The organism is Zafaria sp. Z1313 (genome assembly GCF_050563205.1).
Lineage (GTDB): Bacteria > Actinomycetota > Actinomycetes > Actinomycetales > Micrococcaceae > JAZDCJ01.
On the sequence record NZ_JBNWUK010000006.1, the window covers coordinates 152,785 to 168,989 of the forward strand.

Genomic DNA, 16,205 nt, shown 5'->3' on the forward strand with positions numbered 1-16,205 from the left:
GCGCCGTACTTACGCCCGCCGCCGCGGCGGGCGTCGAATCGTCACCTGGGGCACCCCGCTACAGCGAGGAGGGTTGCCGCCCGACCGGCCAGGGCCTTCAGGCCGGGTCTCTTGATTCCTGGCCACGAGTCTCACGCTCCGGCCCGGGCCGCGGCAAGGACTTCCGTCACGCGGGGTCACCTCGTCATCCGCCGTCACGGGAGGCGGCCAAGGTCACGTGGCCTGCAGTTGTGCAAAGATTGCACTGGTGCATAAACTGTACCCATGCATGATTCACCCCTGAGCCTGCGCGAGCGCAACCGCCTCGAGACCTGGCGGGCCGTCCACGAGGCGGCCTCGGCCCTCGCCCTCGAGGACGGCCTCGCCGCCGCCACGGTCGATTCGATCGCCCGCCGCGCCGGCATCTCCAAGCGCACGTTCTTCAACTACTTCCCCTCCAAGGAGGACGCCGTCCTCGGGATGCGCGCCCCCGAGCTCCGGCAGGAGTTCATCGAGCGCTTCCGCGCCTCGGACGCCGAGCTGCTCGAGCGCACCGTGCGGCTCATGGCGGAGGTCCTGTCCACCGTGGTCGGCGATGGGAGCCGCTTCGAGCGCCGCAAGGAGCTCGTCGGCCGCTACCCCGAGCTGCGCGGGCGCGTGGTCCAGCACCTCAACGACGCCGAGGTCCTCGTGGACTCGGCCGTCAACGACCGCCTCAGCGAGGACCCGGCCACCGTCTCCGCCGAGCTCGGCGAGGACCCCGCGGCCCGCCGCGCGCTGCTCATGGCCGCCGCCACGATCGTCCGCTTCACCTACCGCCAGTTCCCCGGCGCCCCGCTCGAAGAGCTCGGCGCCCACCTCGGCGAATCCACCGACGTCTTCAGAAAGGTCCTGCGTCCCCGGCCATGACCACTTCCACCACCACGCCCGGCACCACCGCGCAGCCGCCCGCCCCCGAGGCGGACCGCAAGAACCACCTCGTCCTGCTCTTCGGCGGCCTCATGGTCACCATGCTGCTCGCCTCCCTCAACCAGACCGTGCTCGCCGCGGCCCTGCCGACGATCGTCGGCGAGCTGCACGGCGTCGAGCACATGGCCTGGGTCATCACGGCCTTCATCCTGGCCTCGACCGTGATGATGCCCGTCTACGGCAAGCTCGGCGACATGTTCGGCCGCAAGCCGCTCCTGCTCTTCGCGATCATCGTGTTCATCGGCGGCTCCGTGATCGGCGCCCTCGCCCAGGACATGAACGTGCTCATCCTCGGCCGGGCCATCCAGGGCATCGGCGGCGGCGGGCTCATGATCCTCTCGCAGGCGATCATCGCCGACGTCGTCCCCGCCCGCGAGCGCGGGAAGTACATGGGCATCATGGGCGGCGTGTTCGCCTTCTCCTCCGTCGCCGGACCACTGCTCGGCGGCTGGCTCACGGAGGGCCCGGGCTGGCGCTGGACGTTCTGGATGAACATCCCGCTCGGCGTGCTCGCCGTCCTCGCCGCCGTCTTCCTGCTGCACATCCCGCGCCCCTCCGCCGCCCAGCGCGGCCGGATCGACTACCTCGGCATGGCGCTCCTCGCCGTCGCGACGAGCGCACTCGTCCTCGCCGGCACGTGGGGCGGCGGGACCTACGCGTGGGATTCCCCGACGATCCTCGGCCTCTTCGCCGCGGCCGCCGTCGCCGGCGCCCTGTTCGTGTGGGTCGAGTCGCGCGCCGCCGAACCCGTCCTGCCGCTGGCCCTCTTCCGCAACCGCAACTTCAACCTGACCACGGTCGCCGGGCTCATGACCGGCATCGCCATGTTCGGGGCGATCGGCTACATGCCGACCTACCTGCAGATGGTCACGGGCTTCGGCCCCACCGAGGCCGGCCTGCTCATGATCCCCATGATGGGGGGCCTCCTGGTCACCTCGGTCCTCGTCGGCCGCCGCGTCTCGGTCACGGGCCGGTACAAGGCCGTCATGATCACGGGAACGCTCGTCACCGCGCTGGGCCTGGTCCTGCTCTCCACGATCCACGCGGACGCCCCGGTCGCCCTGATCTGCGCGTACCTCGCCGTCATGGGCATCGGCCTCGGCGCGAGCATGCAGCTGCTGACCCTCGTGGCGCAGAACTCCTTCCACCTCTCGATGGTCGGCACCGCGACGGCCGGGCAGAACTACTTCCGCCAGGTCGGCGCGACCCTGGGCTCGGCCGTCGTCGGCTCGCTCTTCGCCAGCCGGCTCAAGGAGCTCCTCGTCGAGAAGATGCCGGCCGGGGCCGGTGCGGGCGACGGCGGCAACTCGCTGACCCCCGCGCTCGTCGCCTCCCTGCCGGAGCCCGTGCGGGAGCTCATCGTCGCGTCCTACAACGAGGCCCTCGTGCCGCTGTTCCTGTGGATCGCGCCGCTCGCGCTCCTCGCGGCGCTCGCCCTGGCGTTCGTCACGGAGGACCCGCTCGCGACCAAGATCGAGCGCGATCTGCCGGCCGAGTCCCTCGGCGAGGGCCAGCTCGGCCACCTGCATGACACCCCGCAGGGCGGCGCCGGCGGGGAAGACGAGGGCGCGACCCCGCCCGTCGCGGCCGCCCCGGCTTCCGCGGGCGCCGCGTCCCCGGCCCGCCACGTGGCGGAGCCGCACCGGGACGCGAGGGGCTAGCTCCGGCGTCGTCCACGTCCCGCGCCGCCGCGGCATCCCGCGCGCGGCACCAGGGGGCCCGGTTTGCCGCCGCGGCCCCCTGCGGTGTGGGATGGAGGGGAACCCGCCGGGACCCCGGACGGGCAGCGTGAAGGAGCAGAGATGGCCGAGCCGATGAACGTCGGGTCCGTGGACGAGATCCCCGAGGGCGAGGCGATCGTCATCGAGGGCCAGGACAACCCCACGGGGAACGACATCGCCGTGTTCCACACCGAGTCCGGCGACTTCTACGCCCTCGACGACGAGTGCACGCACGAGACCGCCTCGCTCGCCGAGGGCTGGATCGAGGACGACTGCGTCGAGTGCCCCGTCCACGCCGCGAAGTTCTCCTTCGCCGACGGGGCCGCGCTGTGCCTGCCGGCCACGACCGGGGTCAGGACGCATAAGGTCGAGGTCGTCGACGGGCGGGTGCTCCTCTACCCCGGGACCCCCGCCGGATAGCCCGGCCCCTGGCTAGGACCAGGCGACGACGAGCCGCGCCGCGTCGCGGGGGATCGTCGGGTCGATGCCGGTCAGCTCGGTGAAGCGCCGCAGCCGGTTCATGAGGGTGTTGCGGTGGCAGAAGAGCCGCACGGCCGACGCGGAGACGCTCCCCGTTTCGAGGTAGGCGCCGACGGCCTCGCGGAGCCGGACCCGCTCCACCTCGCCGCAGCCCGCCAAGGCCAGCACGACGTCGGAATCGGCGCCCAGCCCGGCCTCGCCGAGGCGCACCCTGGCCAGACGCGCCCAGGCGGTGAAGGGGGTGAGCGCGGCGGTGTCGTCCGGAGTCGTCAAGAGGGCGAGCTCGCGGGCCAGCCGCGCCGCCGACCACAGGCCGGCGAGGCCCTCCACGGACGGGACCAGCCCGCAGCGCAGGCCCAGGACCCGCTCGAGCGCCTCCTGCCCGGCGGCCCCGCGGCCCGGCCCGGGCACCCAGAACGCCGCGAGCGCGTCGGCGAAGGGATGCGTGAACACCTCGAGCCCGCGCCGGGCGGCCAGCGCGAGGGCGACGCGGAGCCCGGCCGCGTCCTCCCCGGCAGCGACGGCCACGGCCAGGGCGGCGTCGGGATCGAGGCCGAGGCCGTCGGCGACGCGTTCGAGCTGCCCGGGCGGGGCGAGCGAGGGGCCGAACAGCGCGGCGACGAGGCCCTGCTTGACGGAGGACTCCTCCTGGGCCATCCGCGTCCGCTCGGCCATGTAGACGCCCTGGGTCTGGCTCGCGTAGCTGTCGACGACGTCCCACACGAGGTCCGCCCGGCCCACGAGCAGCGGCGCGTCCCCGGGGCCGGCGATCGCGGTCAGCGCGCCCCACAACACGGAGAAGTCGAGCCGGATCGCGGTCATGAGCGACTCCACCGGGATGCCGGCCCGCGCGCGGGAGACCCCGACGTCGGCGGCGATCCCCGCGAGGACCTCGGAAAGCCGGGCCGAATCGGGGTCCGGGCGCAGGCTCTCGATGAGCGCGGCGAACGACCCCGTGCCCGTGCGGCGGATCTCCGCGACGGGCAGGAGCGCTTCGGAGTAGTCGGAGAGGCCCAGGACGCGCTCGAGGAACGCCTCGGTCAGCGCGTCGACGGAGAGCCGGTCGAGCAGGGCGTCCCAGCGTCGGTCGAGCTCCTTGTTGTGTCCATCCACAGAACGTGATGCCTTTCGAGGGGTCACATGGGCACAAATTGTGCTTTTGCACACCATCGTGCGTCATTTCCGGGGCGAAACCAAGCCCCGTGACGGCCCTCACAGTGGAATGCTGGACGCAGGATCCCTCCCGTTCCGATCCCCACTCGTTCCCCTTCCCCACCAGCACCCCTTGCGGAGGCACAGCATGACCCAGACCAACCTCGAGGCCGGGGCCACCCGGACCATCACGGACAAGGAGGCCACCAAGGTCGCGGTCGGCGCCCTCGTCGGCACCGCGATGGAGTGGTACGACTTCTTCCTCTTCAGCGCCGCGGCCGCCCTGGTCTTCAACGTCCAGTACTTCACCAACGAGAACGCCACCGCCGCCGCGATGGCCTCCTTCGCCACCTTCGGTGTGGGCCTCGTGGCCCGCCCGATCGGCGGCATGATCTTCGGCGCGATGGGCGACAAGATCGGCCGCCGCAAGACGCTCATGGTCACGATCGTCGGCATCGGCATCATCACGGGCTTCATCGGCCTGCTGCCCACCTACGCCGCGATCGGCATCGCCGCCCCCGTCCTGCTGGTCCTGCTGCGGATCGCCCAGGGCCTGTTCGTCGGCGGCGAATGGTCCGGCGCCATGACGATCGTCGTGGAGAACGCCCCGCTGCAGCGCCGGGCGCGCTACGCCGCCCTGCCGCAGATCGGCTCCCCGATCGGCACGATCTTCTCCTCCGGCGGCTTCTTCCTGATGACGCTGTTCTTCTCCCAGGAGTCCTTCGATTCCTTCGGCTGGCGCATCCCGTTCCTCGCGGCGTTCCCGATGCTCCTGATTGCCCTCTACATCCGCTCGCGCCTCGACGAGTCGCCCGTGTTCCTCGAACTCCAGGAGCAGGAGCAGACGGAGCACGCCCCGGTCCGCACCGTGCTGCGCGAAAGCTGGAAGCACATCATCATCGGCATGGCCGCGGCCCTGCTCGGCGTCGGCGGCTTCTACCTGGTCACGGCGTTCGTGGTCTACTACGGCACGCAGATCCTGGGCTACAGCGCCTCCCTGATGCTGGCGGGCACGGTCATCGCGGCGATCGTCGAGATCCCCGTCCTGATCGCGGGCGGCCGCCTCGCGGAACGCTTCGGCGCCTCCAAGGTGATCATCTACGGCGGCATCGCCTCCGCGATCGCCGCGATCCCGGCGTTCCTCATGCTCGAGACGGGCGTCGACGCCCTCGTGATCGGCGGCATGGTCCTGGCCGTCTCCACGCTGTCCTTCCCCTACGCCGCGTCCGGCACGGTCCTGACCGGCCTCTTCCCGGCCCGGACCCGCTACACCGGGGTCGGCTTCGCCCAGAACGTCGCGGGCATGGTCTCCGGCTTCATCCCGCTCGCCGCGACCGGCTTCGTCGCCGCCGCGGGCGGGCACTGGTGGCCCGCCGCCGCGATGCTCGCCTTCCTCGGCCTGTTCACCGCCGTCGCCGGCTCGATCGCCCCGCGCATGAGCGTGGACCTGCCCGGCTTCAAGCACTAGGACGACGCCGGCGCGCGCCCCGGGCGCGCGCCGGTTCCGTCTGGCGGCCATCGGTTCCGCCACCGCCGCCGTTCTCCCCGATGTCCCCGAAAGGACCCCGCATGCCGACCTCCGCCGGCCACCTGATCGTCCGCCAGCTCGAAGCCCACGGCGTGCAGCGCGTGTATTCGCTGCCGGGCGAGAGCTTCCTGGACGTGCTCGACGGGCTGCACGATTCGCCGATCCGCACCGTCGTGGCCCGGCACGAGGGCGGCGCCGGGTTCATGGCGCTCGCCGAGGGCCGGCTCACCGGGTTGCCGGGCATCGCCATGGTGACGCGGGGGCCCGGGGCCGCGAACGCGCTCATCGCCGTGCACACCGCGTGGCAGGACGCGACCCCGCTCGTGCTGTTCGTCGGGCTCATCCCCGTCGCCGACCGCGGCCGCGACTCCTTCCAGGAGTTCAGCCTCGAGGGCTGGTTCGGCTCCACCGCCAAGCGCGTCCTGGTCCTCGACGACGAGCACCGCGCCGCCGAGCTCGTCGCCGAGGCGATGCATGCCGCCGCGTCGGGCCGTCCGGGTCCCGTGGTGGTGGGCCTGCCGGAGGACGTCCTGGTCCGGACCACGGAATCGGGCGCCGTCCCGCCGCGTCCGGTCCCGGCTCCCGCGCCCGACGCGGGGACCGCGGCCGAGCTCGCGGCCCGCCTCGCCACGGCCGAACGCCCGCTGATCGTCGCCGGCGGGGACGGCTGGACCGTGCCCGTCACGGGATCCGGGAACGACGCCGATGCCTCCTTCCCCGGGCGGCCGGCCTCGGGCGCGGCGCGGGACGATGCCGCGGGGGCGGGTCCACGGACCGCGGGCGCCGTCCTCGCGGCGTGGGCCGAGGCCGCGCACGTCCCGGTGGCCGCGGACTGGAGGGCGTACGACGCCGTCCCGCACTCCAGCGGCGCCTACGCCGGCTACCTGGGCTATTACCGTTCCGACGAGCTCGCCGCCCGCTACCGCGAGGCCGACCTGCTGGTGTTCGTGGGCTGCGGGCGCTCCGACGTTCCCTCCGATGGATACACGGCCGGGCTCGACGCGACGACCGTCGTCGTCCTGCCCGACCCGGGCGCGGCGACCCACGCGGGCCGGATCGACCAACAGATCGTGGCCACCCCGGCGTCGTTCGCCTCCGCTCTCCCCGCGCCGCGGGACGCGCGCGGCACCCGCGGCAGCGCGTGGATGGACGCGCTTGACGAGGCGAGGCGCCGCTTCGCCGACGCGGCCCCCGAGGACCCGGCGTCCGGCGTCGACCTCGGCGTGGCGTTCGGCCTGCTCGAGCAGAAGCTGCCCGCGGACCGCACCGTCACCTACGGCGCCGGGAACGCGACCCTGTGGGGCCACCGCTACCTCCGCCACGCCGGGCCCGGCACGCTCGTCGGCCCGCGCAACGGGGCCATGGGCGTATCCGTGCCCGCCGCCGTCGCCGCGTCGATCATCGACCCGGACCGCCTGGCCGTGGCCGTTTGCGGCGACGGGGACTTCCTGATGAACGGGCAGGAGCTCGCCGTGGCCGCGGCGCATGGCACGGCCCCGCTCGTCGTGGTGGTGGATAACGGGGTGTTCGCGACGATCGTCCAGCACCAGGAGAAGCACTACCCGGGCCGGCCCTCCGGCACCGGCATGACCAACCCGGACTTCGCCGCCCTCGTGGCCAGCTTCGGCGGCCACGGCGAGACCGTGCGGGACACCGCGGGGCTGGCCGGCGCGATCGACCGCGTCGTCGAGGCCGCCACGGTCCGCAGGGTCCCCGCCCTGCTGCACCTCGTGATCGATCCGGCGACCATGCCGCCCTCGACCGCGGCGGCGTCTTCGGCCGGGGAGCGCGCGTGAGGCTCGACCTGATCCTGCGCGACGCGGACATCGTCACCCTCGAGGCCGGGCGCCCGCGCGCCCACAGCGTCGGCGTCCTGAACGGGCGGATCGCCGGCTTCGACGAGGAGCTCGACGGTTGCACGGCCGATCAGGACCTCTCCCTCGGCGGCGCCACGGTGGTCCCCGGCTTCATCGACGCACACTGCCACACCACCTGGTGGGGGCTCGGCCTGGGCTCCGTGGACCTGTCCGCGGCGCGCGGGCTCGATGAGGTCTACGCGCTCCTGGAGGAGGAGGTCCGCCGGCTCGACGCGCAGGCGTCCATGGAAGCCGCCGCTCCCGCATGGGTCCACGGCACGGGCTTCAACCACGAGCACCACGGCGGCGCCTTCCCCGAGCTGGCCCGGCTCGACGCCATCACGGGCGGCCGCCCCCTTTACATCCGCCACACCTCGGGCCATCAGTCGGTGACCAACACGGCGACGCTGCGCCTCGCCGGGGCGCTGGTGCCGGGCTTCGAGGATCCCGTGGGCGGTTCCGTGGTCCGGGACGCGGATGGCGCGCCCACCGGCGTCGTCGAGGAATCCGCGCAGGCCCTGATCCAGGCGCTCCTGCTCCCGTACTCCCGGGAACGGATCGTCGAGGCGCTCGACGCCGCCACGTCCCGCTACGCCGCCGAGGGCATCACGAGCTTCACGGAGGCCGGGGTCGCCGGCGGGTGGATCGGGCACAGCCCGCTCGAGGTCGCCGCGTACCAGGCCGCCCTCCGCACGGGTCGGCTGCATGCTCGGGCGCAGCTCATGCCCACGCTCGACGCCCTCCACCCGGTCGCCGGCCACGCCTCCGACCTGCACGGAGCCGGCGAGGGCCGCGGCCTGGACCTCGGCCTCGCGGCCGGCTTCGGCGACGAGCGGCTCTCGCTCGGACCCGTCAAGGTGTTCCTCGACGGATCGCTGCTCGGCGCCACCGCCGCCGTGACGGAGGACTTCTGCGGGCACCCGCACAACCACGGCTACCTGCTGGACGACGCCGCCGCCTTCCGCTCCCGCGTCGACGACGCCTATCGCGCGGGCTGGCCCGTGGCCCTGCACGCAATCGGCGACGAGGCGATCGACCTGGCCCTGGAGATCATCACCGGCTGCCAGGAGGCGTACGGGCCCAACGCGCTGCCCAACCGGATCGAGCACTTCGGCATCGCGAGGCCCGATCAGGTCGAGGCCGTCGCGCGGCACGGGATCGCCGTGACCCCGCAGGCCTCGTTCATCGGCCCGCTCGGCGACCAGATGGCCGCCCTCGTCGGGCCGGAACGCGAGGGCTGGCTCTACCGCGGGCGGTCGCTCGTCGACGCCGGGGCGCTGCTGGCCGGCTCCTCCGACCTGCCCGTCGCCGACAACCGCGTCCTCCGCGCGCTGCAGTCCAGCGTGGACCGGCTGACTGACGGCGGGCGCGTCCTCGGCGGGACGACGGACGGAGTCCCGGCCGAGGGCCTCACACCCGAGGAGGCCCTGCGCAGCTACACCGACTGGGCCGCGAGGGCCACGGGCTGCGGCGCGGACAAGGGCACGCTGCGCGCCGGCAAGCTCGCTGACTTCGCCGTGCTCTCCGGCAACCCCCTCGAGGTCCCGGACATCTCCGCCCTCGAGGTCCTCGCGACCCTCGTCGGCGGCTGCTTCACCCACAACGCGCTGCCCCTCGACACGTCGACCCCCGACACCCCGACCCACCATGCGCTGCCCGGCGACCCGCCGGCGGCCAACGACCCGACCCTTCCCGCGCACGACGCGGCGTCCGGCACCCGGCCGGGCCCCGGCGTCGTCCTCCCCGCATCCTGACGAACGGAGCCGTGACATGAGCACCACCGCCACCACCACCCAGACCGCCCGCGCCGCAGAGGCAGCCCGGGCCTTCCTGGCCGACTTCCGTTCCATGAGCACCTTCGGCGCCACCGCCGGCGGGGGAGTGGACCGCCAGGCCGCGACCCCCGCCGACGGGCAGACCCGCCACTGGTTCCGCGGGCTCGTCGAAGGCCACGGCTTCGAGGTCCGCTACGACGCGGTCGGCAACCAGTTCGCCCTGCTCGAGCTCGTGCCCGGCGCGCCCTACGTCGCGATCGGCTCCCACCTGGACTCGCAGCCGCTCGGCGGACGCTTCGACGGAGCCTACGGAGTGCTCGCCGCGGCGCACGCCGCGATCCGGCTCCAGGAGCGCTTCGCGGCAGAGGGGGCGCCGGCCTTCAACCTGGCGGTCGTGAACTGGTTCAACGAGGAGGGCTGCCGCTTCAAGCCCTCGATGATGGGCAGCTCCGTGTTCACCGGCAAGCTCCCGGCCGAACAGGTCCTCGCCACGACCGACCCCCAGGGCGTCACCGTGCGGGAGGCCCTCGAGGCCATCGGCACGGTCGGCGACTTCAGCCTCGACGTGGCCGCGTACCTGGAGATCCACATCGAGCAGGGGCGATCGCTCGAGGACAACGGGCTGACCATCGGCCTGGTCGAGTCCACGTGGGGGGCCAACAAGTACGAGTTCGTGGTGCACGGCGAGCAGGCCCACACGGGCGCCACCGTGATCGCCGACCGCCACGACGCGCTGCTCGGCGCCTCCGCGCTGGTCGTGGCCGCGCGCGAGATCGCCGAGGAATTCAGCACCGAAGAGCACGCCGTGATCACCTCGTGCGGGGAGTTCACGGTGTTCCCGAACTCGCCCGTCGTCGTGGCGAGCCGCGTGAACCTCCTCGTGGACCTGCGCAGCACGGACGCCGAGGTGCTCGCCGCGGCCGACGCCGAGCTGCACCGGCGCGTCGCGGCGATCGAGGAGCGGGCCTCCGTGCGGATCGAGCGCGGGGCGGAGCACGTGTGGGCGTCCAAGGCCTACGACGCCTCCGGCATGGAGCTCGCCGCCGCGTGCGCCGAGGACCTGGGGCTGCCCTACGGCACGGTCCGCACGCTCGCCGGGCACGATTCGACCAACATGAAGGACATCGTGCCCACGATCATGCTGTTCGTGCCGAGCGTCGAGGGCGTCTCCCACAACGAGAAGGAGCTCACGAGCGATGAGGACATGCTCGCCGGAGTCGAGCTGCTGACCGAACTCGTCGGCCGGGTCGCCCGCGGGGAGTTCGTCGACGCCCCGGGCCGATAGGCCGTGCGGTGCGCCCGGATCCCGTGAAGTCGGCGAGACTGCGGTCTGGAGCTCAGTTCACGGGGTAGACCCCATGGTTTCGGCAACGGCCCGCGGTCTCGCCCAGATGACGTGAACTGGGCACGGGATGGGCATGCCGCGGACAGCATTCGACCCTGCCTGCGCCGTCCCGTCCTGATCTGGATGGCCGGTTCACGCCGCGGGTCGGCGCCGTGCCCACGTGAGCCGTCTCGCCTCTGACTGGTCCCGCGCGGTGCGCCCGGATCCCGTGAAGTCGGCGAGACTGCGGTCTGGAGCTCAGTTCACGGGGTAGACCCCATGGTCTCGGCAACGGCCCGCGGTCTCGCCCAGATGACGTGAACTGGGCACGGGATGGGCGGGCCGGGATGTCACGAAAGGGTCACGGTCTGACCGGTTTGACCGGATGAGCGCCCGGCGCGTCGAACCCTGTGTCTAGGGTGGAAATCCCTGACGAGGACCTGGAAAGCCCTGTCGGGAACTACGCAACCAGGGTGAAGAAGGTCAAAACGTGTGGGAATTCGTGGGCGAGAGGTCTCGCCAAATACTGTTTGCCTCGTGGCAGCACTTGAGCCTGGTGGTCCAGTGCCTTGTGCTCGCGACGGTGATCGCCGTCGTCATCGCCGCGCTCGTCTACCGCAGCAAGGCCGCCAGCAGCGCGGCCAACAGCGTCTCCGCGATCGGCCTGACGATCCCGTCGTTCGCGATGATCGGCCTCTTGATCGCCCCGTTCGGTTTCGGCGTCCCGCCGGCGGTGATCGTGGTGGCCTTCTTCGCCGCCCTGCCGATCCTGCGCAACGCCGTCGTCGGCCTGAACGGCATCCCCCCGAGCATCGTCGAATCGGCGCGCGGCATCGGCATGAGCCGGATGCGCACCCTGGCCACCGTTGAGATCCCCATGGCCTGGCCCGTGATCCTGGCCGGCGTGCGCGTGTCCGCGCAGATGGTCATGGGAGTCGCCGCCGTCGCGGCCTACGCGCTCGGCCCCGGTCTCGGCGGCTTCATCTTCTCCGGCCTGTCCCGCCTCGGCGGCGCCAACGCGTTCGAATCGGTCCTCGTCGGCGTCGTCGGCGTGATCATCCTGGCCTTCCTGCTCGATCTTCTCCTCGCCGGCCTCGGCCGGCTGACCACCCCGCGAGGTATCCGTGTCTGACACCCAAACCACCCAGGCCCATCGTCCCGAGGGCGTCACCGGCGCCTCGATCCTCCTACAGGAGGTCACCAAGCAGTACCCCGGGCAGGTCAAGCCCGCCGTGGGCGGCCTGACCCTGGAGATCCCGGCGGGCAGCGTCGTGATGTTCGTCGGCCCGTCCGGCTGCGGCAAGACCACCACGCTGAAGATGATCAACCGGCTCATCGAGCCCAGCAGCGGAAGCATCGTCATCAACGGCGAGGACGTCACCGGCATGGACGGGGACAAGCTGCGCCGCCAGATCGGCTACGTCATCCAGGCGGGCGGGCTCTTCCCGCACATGAGCGTCGCGACGAACATCGGACTGGTGCCCAAGATGCTCGGCTGGGACAAGGCGCGGATCGCGGCCCGGGTCGACGAGCTGCTCGAGCTGGTCTCCCTCGACCCGGACACCTACCGCGACCGCTTCCCCAAGGAGCTCTCCGGAGGGCAGCAGCAGCGCGTCGGCGTGGCCCGCGCGCTCGCCGCCGATCCGCCCGTCCTGCTCATGGACGAGCCCTTCGGCGCGGTGGACCCGATCACGCGCCAGCGCCTGCAGGACGAGCTGATCAATATCCAGTCGGAGCTGCAGAAGACGATCGTGTGCGTGACCCACGACTTCGACGAGGCCGTGAAGCTCGGCGACTGGATCGCGGTGTTCGACGAGGGCGCGCAGCTGGTCCAGTACGACTCTCCGGACCGCATCCTCGCGAACCCGGCCAACGAGTTCGTGGAGAACTTCATCGGCTCCGGCGCCGGCCTCAAGCAGCTCACCCTGGCGCGCGTCGACGACGTCGAGCTGGCGGAGGCCGTCACGGCGTCCCCGGGTGACCTCGCGAGCGACGTCCTCTCCCGCCTGCAGGGCGCCGGGCACAAGAACGCGGTGGTCCTGGACCGGCGCGACCGCCCCATCCAGTGGCTCTCGCGCCGTCAGCTGAGCCGCATGCAGGTCGTCACGGAGCAGGTGGACCCGAACCTCCCGCTCGTCTCGGACCGCTCCACGCTCAACGACGCGCTCGACGCGATGCTGGTCGGCAGCGCGAGCGCGGCCCTGGTCACGGGCCGCCGCGACGTCTTCCGCGGTCTCGTCACCGTGGACACGGTCATGGACTCGATCCGGGCCGCGCAGGAGGCCGCCCTCGAGGACTCGGATTCCCCGGTGGGCCTGAACAGCGGCGCCCTTCCGACGACGGCGGCGGCCTCCGCGGTCGCCGCGGCGGGGAACGACGACGGGGCCCCGCCTGCCGCTTCCGGCCCGGCCCCCACGACGCCCGGGGACGGCCCGGGGGAGGGAGGCGGGCGATGAGCACCGCCGCCGTCCCCGCCGCCGGCGGGCCCCGGGAGGTCGACGCCGGCCTCGCGACGTGGAAGGCGCTGTGGTGGCAGATCGGCGGGATCGGCCTCGCCTTCGCCGTCGTCGTGGCCTGGCTGCTGACCGCGGACCTCACGGAGACCGAGCGCACCACCCTGGCACCGTCGGCCCTCTGGGGCTACACGGTCGAACACCTGCAGCTCACGGCCGCCTCCGCGCTGATCGTCCTGCTCATCGCCATCCCGCTCGGCATCCTGCTGACGCGCGGACGCATGCGCCGCTACGCCGGGCCCATCATGGCCGTGGCGAACTGGGGCCAGGCCGCCCCGGCCATCGGCCTGATCGTGCTGCTCGCGATGTGGCTCGGCTTCACCGCGTGGACGGCCGTCGTCGCGCTCGTCGCCTACGCCGTGCTGCCCGTGCTGCGCAACACCATGGTGGGCCTGAACCAGGTCGACGCGCGGCTCGTCGAGGCCGGCCGGGGCATGGGCATGAGCGCCTCCGCGGTGCTCTTCAAGGTCGAGCTGCCGCTCGCCGTGCCCGTGATGCTCTCCGGCATCCGCACCGCCCTCGTGCTGCTCGTCGGCACCGCCACGCTCGCCACGTTCATCAACGGCGGCGGCCTGGGCATCCTCATCACCACGGGCGTGAACCTGAGCCTGACCACGGTCCTCGTCTCGGGGTCGGTCCTCGTGGCCCTGCTCGCGCTCGTCGTCGACTGGCTGGGCCGGCTCGTGGAGCACCTCGCCCGCCCGAAGGGACTCTAGACATGCAGAAGAATCCGCGCCGGAAGCACCTCCGGCGTCGTACCCTGGCCGCCGCCGCGGCGCTGACCGCCGGCGCCCTGCTCGCCGGATGCGGGCTCCAGCCCGCCGCGTCCTACGTCCCGCAGGCCGGGCCGGGCAGCATCGCCCCCGTCGAGGGCCTGCCCGAGGGCGCCGCCATCACCGTGACGAGCAAGAACTTCACCGAGCAGCTGGTCCTCGGCAAGATCGCCGTGATCGCGGCCCAGGCCGCAGGGTTCGAGGTCACCGACCTGACCAACGTCCCGGGCAGCCAGCCCGTGCGCGAGCTCATGGTCTCGGGGCAGGCCGACTTCACGTGGGAGTACACGGGCACCGCCTGGATCACTTACATGGGCGAGGAGGAGGGCATCCCGGACCAGCGCGAGCAGTTCGAGGCCGTCCGGGACGCCGACGCCGCCAACGGGCTGGTCTGGGGCGAGCCGGCCCCCCTGAACAACACCTACGCGATGGCCGTGCGCAGCGAGGCCGTCGAGGAGCTCGGCGGGATCTCCGCGATGTCCCAGATCGCCGAGCTGCCGGTCGAGGAGCGGACGTTCTGCCTCGAGCCGGAGTTCAATTCCCGCCCCGACGGCTTCAACCCGATGCTCTCCGCCTACGGGCTCGAGCGCGGCGCCGCGGACGGCGTGCCGGATGCGAACGTCGGCATCTACGACACGGGCGCGGTGTACACGGCCACGGACAACGGCGACTGCAACTTCGGCGAGGTCTTCACGACCGACGGCCGGATCGACGCGCTGGACCTGACCGTGCTCGAGGACGACGCGATGTTCTTCCCCGCCTACAACGGGGCGCCCGTGTTCAACGCCGAGACCCTCGCCGAGTACCCGCAGCTCGAGGAGGTCTTCGCGCAGGTCTCGCCGCTGCTGACCGACGAGGTGATGCGGCAGCTGAACCTGCGCGTGGACGTCAACGGCGAGGAGCCCGCAGACGTGGCATTCGACTGGATGGTCTCGGAGGGGCTCGTCACCGAGGCGGGGTAGCGGGTCCGTCCTCCGCGTCCCGCGTCAGCAGTTCCAGAAAGCGGGTGTTGATGAAAAGAAGCTCCCGGCCGGCATGGACCTCTTCGAGCACCCCGTGCTGGACCAGCGACTTCAACCACTTCGTGGCCGTGGGCCTCGAGACTGCGCAGGCGTCCATGACATTGGCGATCCGGCAATAGGGCTGCTCGAACAAGACGTCCAGGAGCCGGATGTTGGCGTTGGGGATCGTCCGGCCGATCTGCTGCTTCACGGTGGACTGCAGGACGTGGGTGCGGGCGGCCTTCTGCAGGGTCGACGACGAGGTCTGCCGGACGCCCTCGAGCACGTACTCCACCCAATCGGTCCAGGCCTCGTCGGACGTGACGGCGCGGAGCGAGGCGTAGTACTCGTCCTTGTGTCCGATGATGTAGCGGGACAGGTAGAGCACGGGCCGGCTCAGCAGGCCGGCGGCGACGAGCATGAGGACGTTGAGGATCCTTCCGGTGCGGCCGTTCCCGTCGTCGAAGGGGTGGATGGCCTCGAACTGGTAGTGGGCGAGCGCCATGGCCGTCAGGGGATCGAGCTCGTGATCCGCGTTGACGAACTTCTCCCAGGACCCGAGCTTCTCGTCGATGACGGCCCTGCCCTCCGGTGGGGTGTAGGCGGCCCGGCGCGTCACCGGGTCGTCGATGAAGGTGCCCAGTCCGGTCCTGAGGTCCATGCGGCGGCCCTTGATGATCGAGCACACCTCGCGGGCGGTGTTCGTGGTGACGATGCCCCGCTGCGATACCAGGGCGAAGCCTTCCATGAGGGCCGTCCGGTAGCGCAGGGCCTCGCGCGTCGCCGGGTCTGTGGACGAGGCGTCCTGGGCATGGCGGAAGAGGTCGTCGCTCGTCGTGACGATGTTCTCCACTTCGGAACTCGCCTGGGCCTCCAGCAGGGGAATGGCGTTGATGAGCACGCTGGGATTCGCCATGGTGGACACGGCCTGGTTGAGGGCGGCGAGCGAAGACCGGGCTTCAATGGCGAGCTTGAGGACCGGCCTGGTCTCGACCTCACGGCGGGGAGGCAGTGGAGGGAGGTCGTTGAAGGGGGAGTCGGCGCGCCAGGAAGTCATGCGCAGAACGTAGCACTGTTGCATATACATGCAAAGTATTAGCGGGATTTTTTGCATGTTTTATCGAGCGATGTTCG

General features: G+C 71.9%; 13 protein-coding genes and 1 riboswitch. Of the genes, 11 read left to right on the plus strand and 2 right to left on the minus strand.

Features of this window, described 5'->3' with window-relative positions; translation table 11 throughout:
* Window positions 1–117, minus strand: a riboswitch (SAM riboswitch).
* A gap of 147 nt (window positions 118–264) precedes the next feature.
* The 3 genes from ACQ3I4_RS08425 (at window position 265) to ACQ3I4_RS08435 (ending at window position 3,089) form a co-directional block, all read left to right on the plus strand.
* The gene (locus tag ACQ3I4_RS08425; RefSeq protein WP_329861148.1) at window positions 265–888 is read left to right on the plus strand and encodes a TetR/AcrR family transcriptional regulator; all 624 of its coding nucleotides are present in this window, start codon (window positions 265–267) and stop codon (window positions 886–888) included.
* Entirely contained in the window at window positions 885–2,609 is a 1,725-nt protein-coding gene (locus ACQ3I4_RS08430) for an MDR family MFS transporter (RefSeq protein ID WP_329861147.1), read from the plus strand. Before ACQ3I4_RS08425 ends, ACQ3I4_RS08430 begins: the two co-directional genes overlap by 4 nt.
* 141 nt (window positions 2,610–2,750) lie before the next feature.
* A complete protein-coding gene (locus ACQ3I4_RS08435) occupies window positions 2,751–3,089 on the plus strand; it encodes a bifunctional 3-phenylpropionate/cinnamic acid dioxygenase ferredoxin subunit (RefSeq protein ID WP_329861146.1) in 339 nt (112 codons plus the stop codon).
* A gap of 12 nt (window positions 3,090–3,101) precedes the next feature.
* Here the strand turns inward: ACQ3I4_RS08435 and ACQ3I4_RS08440 are convergent, their stop codons facing one another.
* Window positions 3,102–4,262 (minus strand): helix-turn-helix domain-containing protein, encoded by a 1,161-nt coding sequence (locus ACQ3I4_RS08440; protein WP_329861144.1) that lies wholly within the window; start codon window positions 4,260–4,262, stop codon window positions 3,102–3,104.
* A 187-nt stretch (window positions 4,263–4,449) separates the two neighbouring features.
* Here ACQ3I4_RS08440 and ACQ3I4_RS08445 point away from each other — a divergent pair, with 187 nt between their 5' ends.
* The 8 genes from ACQ3I4_RS08445 (at window position 4,450) to ACQ3I4_RS08480 (ending at window position 15,032) form a co-directional block, all read left to right on the plus strand.
* Window positions 4,450–5,769, plus strand: coding sequence for an MFS transporter (locus tag ACQ3I4_RS08445; protein WP_329861143.1), 1,320 nt, complete (start codon window positions 4,450–4,452; stop codon window positions 5,767–5,769).
* A gap of 101 nt (window positions 5,770–5,870) precedes the next feature.
* Window positions 5,871–7,625 (plus strand): thiamine pyrophosphate-binding protein, encoded by a 1,755-nt coding sequence (locus ACQ3I4_RS08450; RefSeq protein WP_430633323.1) that lies wholly within the window; start codon window positions 5,871–5,873, stop codon window positions 7,623–7,625.
* Window positions 7,622–9,439 (plus strand): amidohydrolase, encoded by a 1,818-nt coding sequence (locus ACQ3I4_RS08455; RefSeq protein ID WP_430633324.1) that lies wholly within the window; start codon window positions 7,622–7,624, stop codon window positions 9,437–9,439. Before ACQ3I4_RS08450 ends, ACQ3I4_RS08455 begins: the two co-directional genes overlap by 4 nt.
* A 16-nt stretch (window positions 9,440–9,455) precedes the next feature.
* A complete protein-coding gene (locus ACQ3I4_RS08460) occupies window positions 9,456–10,745 on the plus strand; it encodes a M20 family metallo-hydrolase (protein WP_329861140.1) in 1,290 nt (429 codons plus the stop codon).
* A gap of 529 nt (window positions 10,746–11,274) precedes the next feature.
* Window positions 11,275–11,916, plus strand: coding sequence for an ABC transporter permease (locus tag ACQ3I4_RS08465; RefSeq protein ID WP_329861139.1), 642 nt, complete (start codon window positions 11,275–11,277; stop codon window positions 11,914–11,916).
* The gene (locus ACQ3I4_RS08470; protein ID WP_430633325.1) at window positions 11,909–13,240 is read left to right on the plus strand and encodes an ABC transporter ATP-binding protein; all 1,332 of its coding nucleotides are present in this window, start codon (window positions 11,909–11,911) and stop codon (window positions 13,238–13,240) included. Before ACQ3I4_RS08465 ends, ACQ3I4_RS08470 begins: the two co-directional genes overlap by 8 nt.
* A complete protein-coding gene (locus tag ACQ3I4_RS08475; RefSeq protein ID WP_430633326.1) occupies window positions 13,237–14,013 on the plus strand; it encodes an ABC transporter permease in 777 nt (258 codons plus the stop codon). The genes ACQ3I4_RS08470 and ACQ3I4_RS08475 overlap by 4 nt, the downstream gene beginning before the upstream one ends.
* 2 nt (window positions 14,014–14,015) lie before the next feature.
* Window positions 14,016–15,032, plus strand: coding sequence for a glycine betaine ABC transporter substrate-binding protein (locus ACQ3I4_RS08480; RefSeq protein WP_329861135.1), 1,017 nt, complete (start codon window positions 14,016–14,018; stop codon window positions 15,030–15,032).
* Here the strand turns inward: ACQ3I4_RS08480 and ACQ3I4_RS08485 are convergent.
* Entirely contained in the window at window positions 15,016–16,128 is a 1,113-nt protein-coding gene (locus ACQ3I4_RS08485) for a Fic family protein (protein ID WP_430633327.1), read from the minus strand. The two genes, ACQ3I4_RS08480 and ACQ3I4_RS08485, sit on opposite strands and share 17 nt — an antisense overlap.
* Window positions 16,129–16,205: the final 77 nt, after the last annotated feature.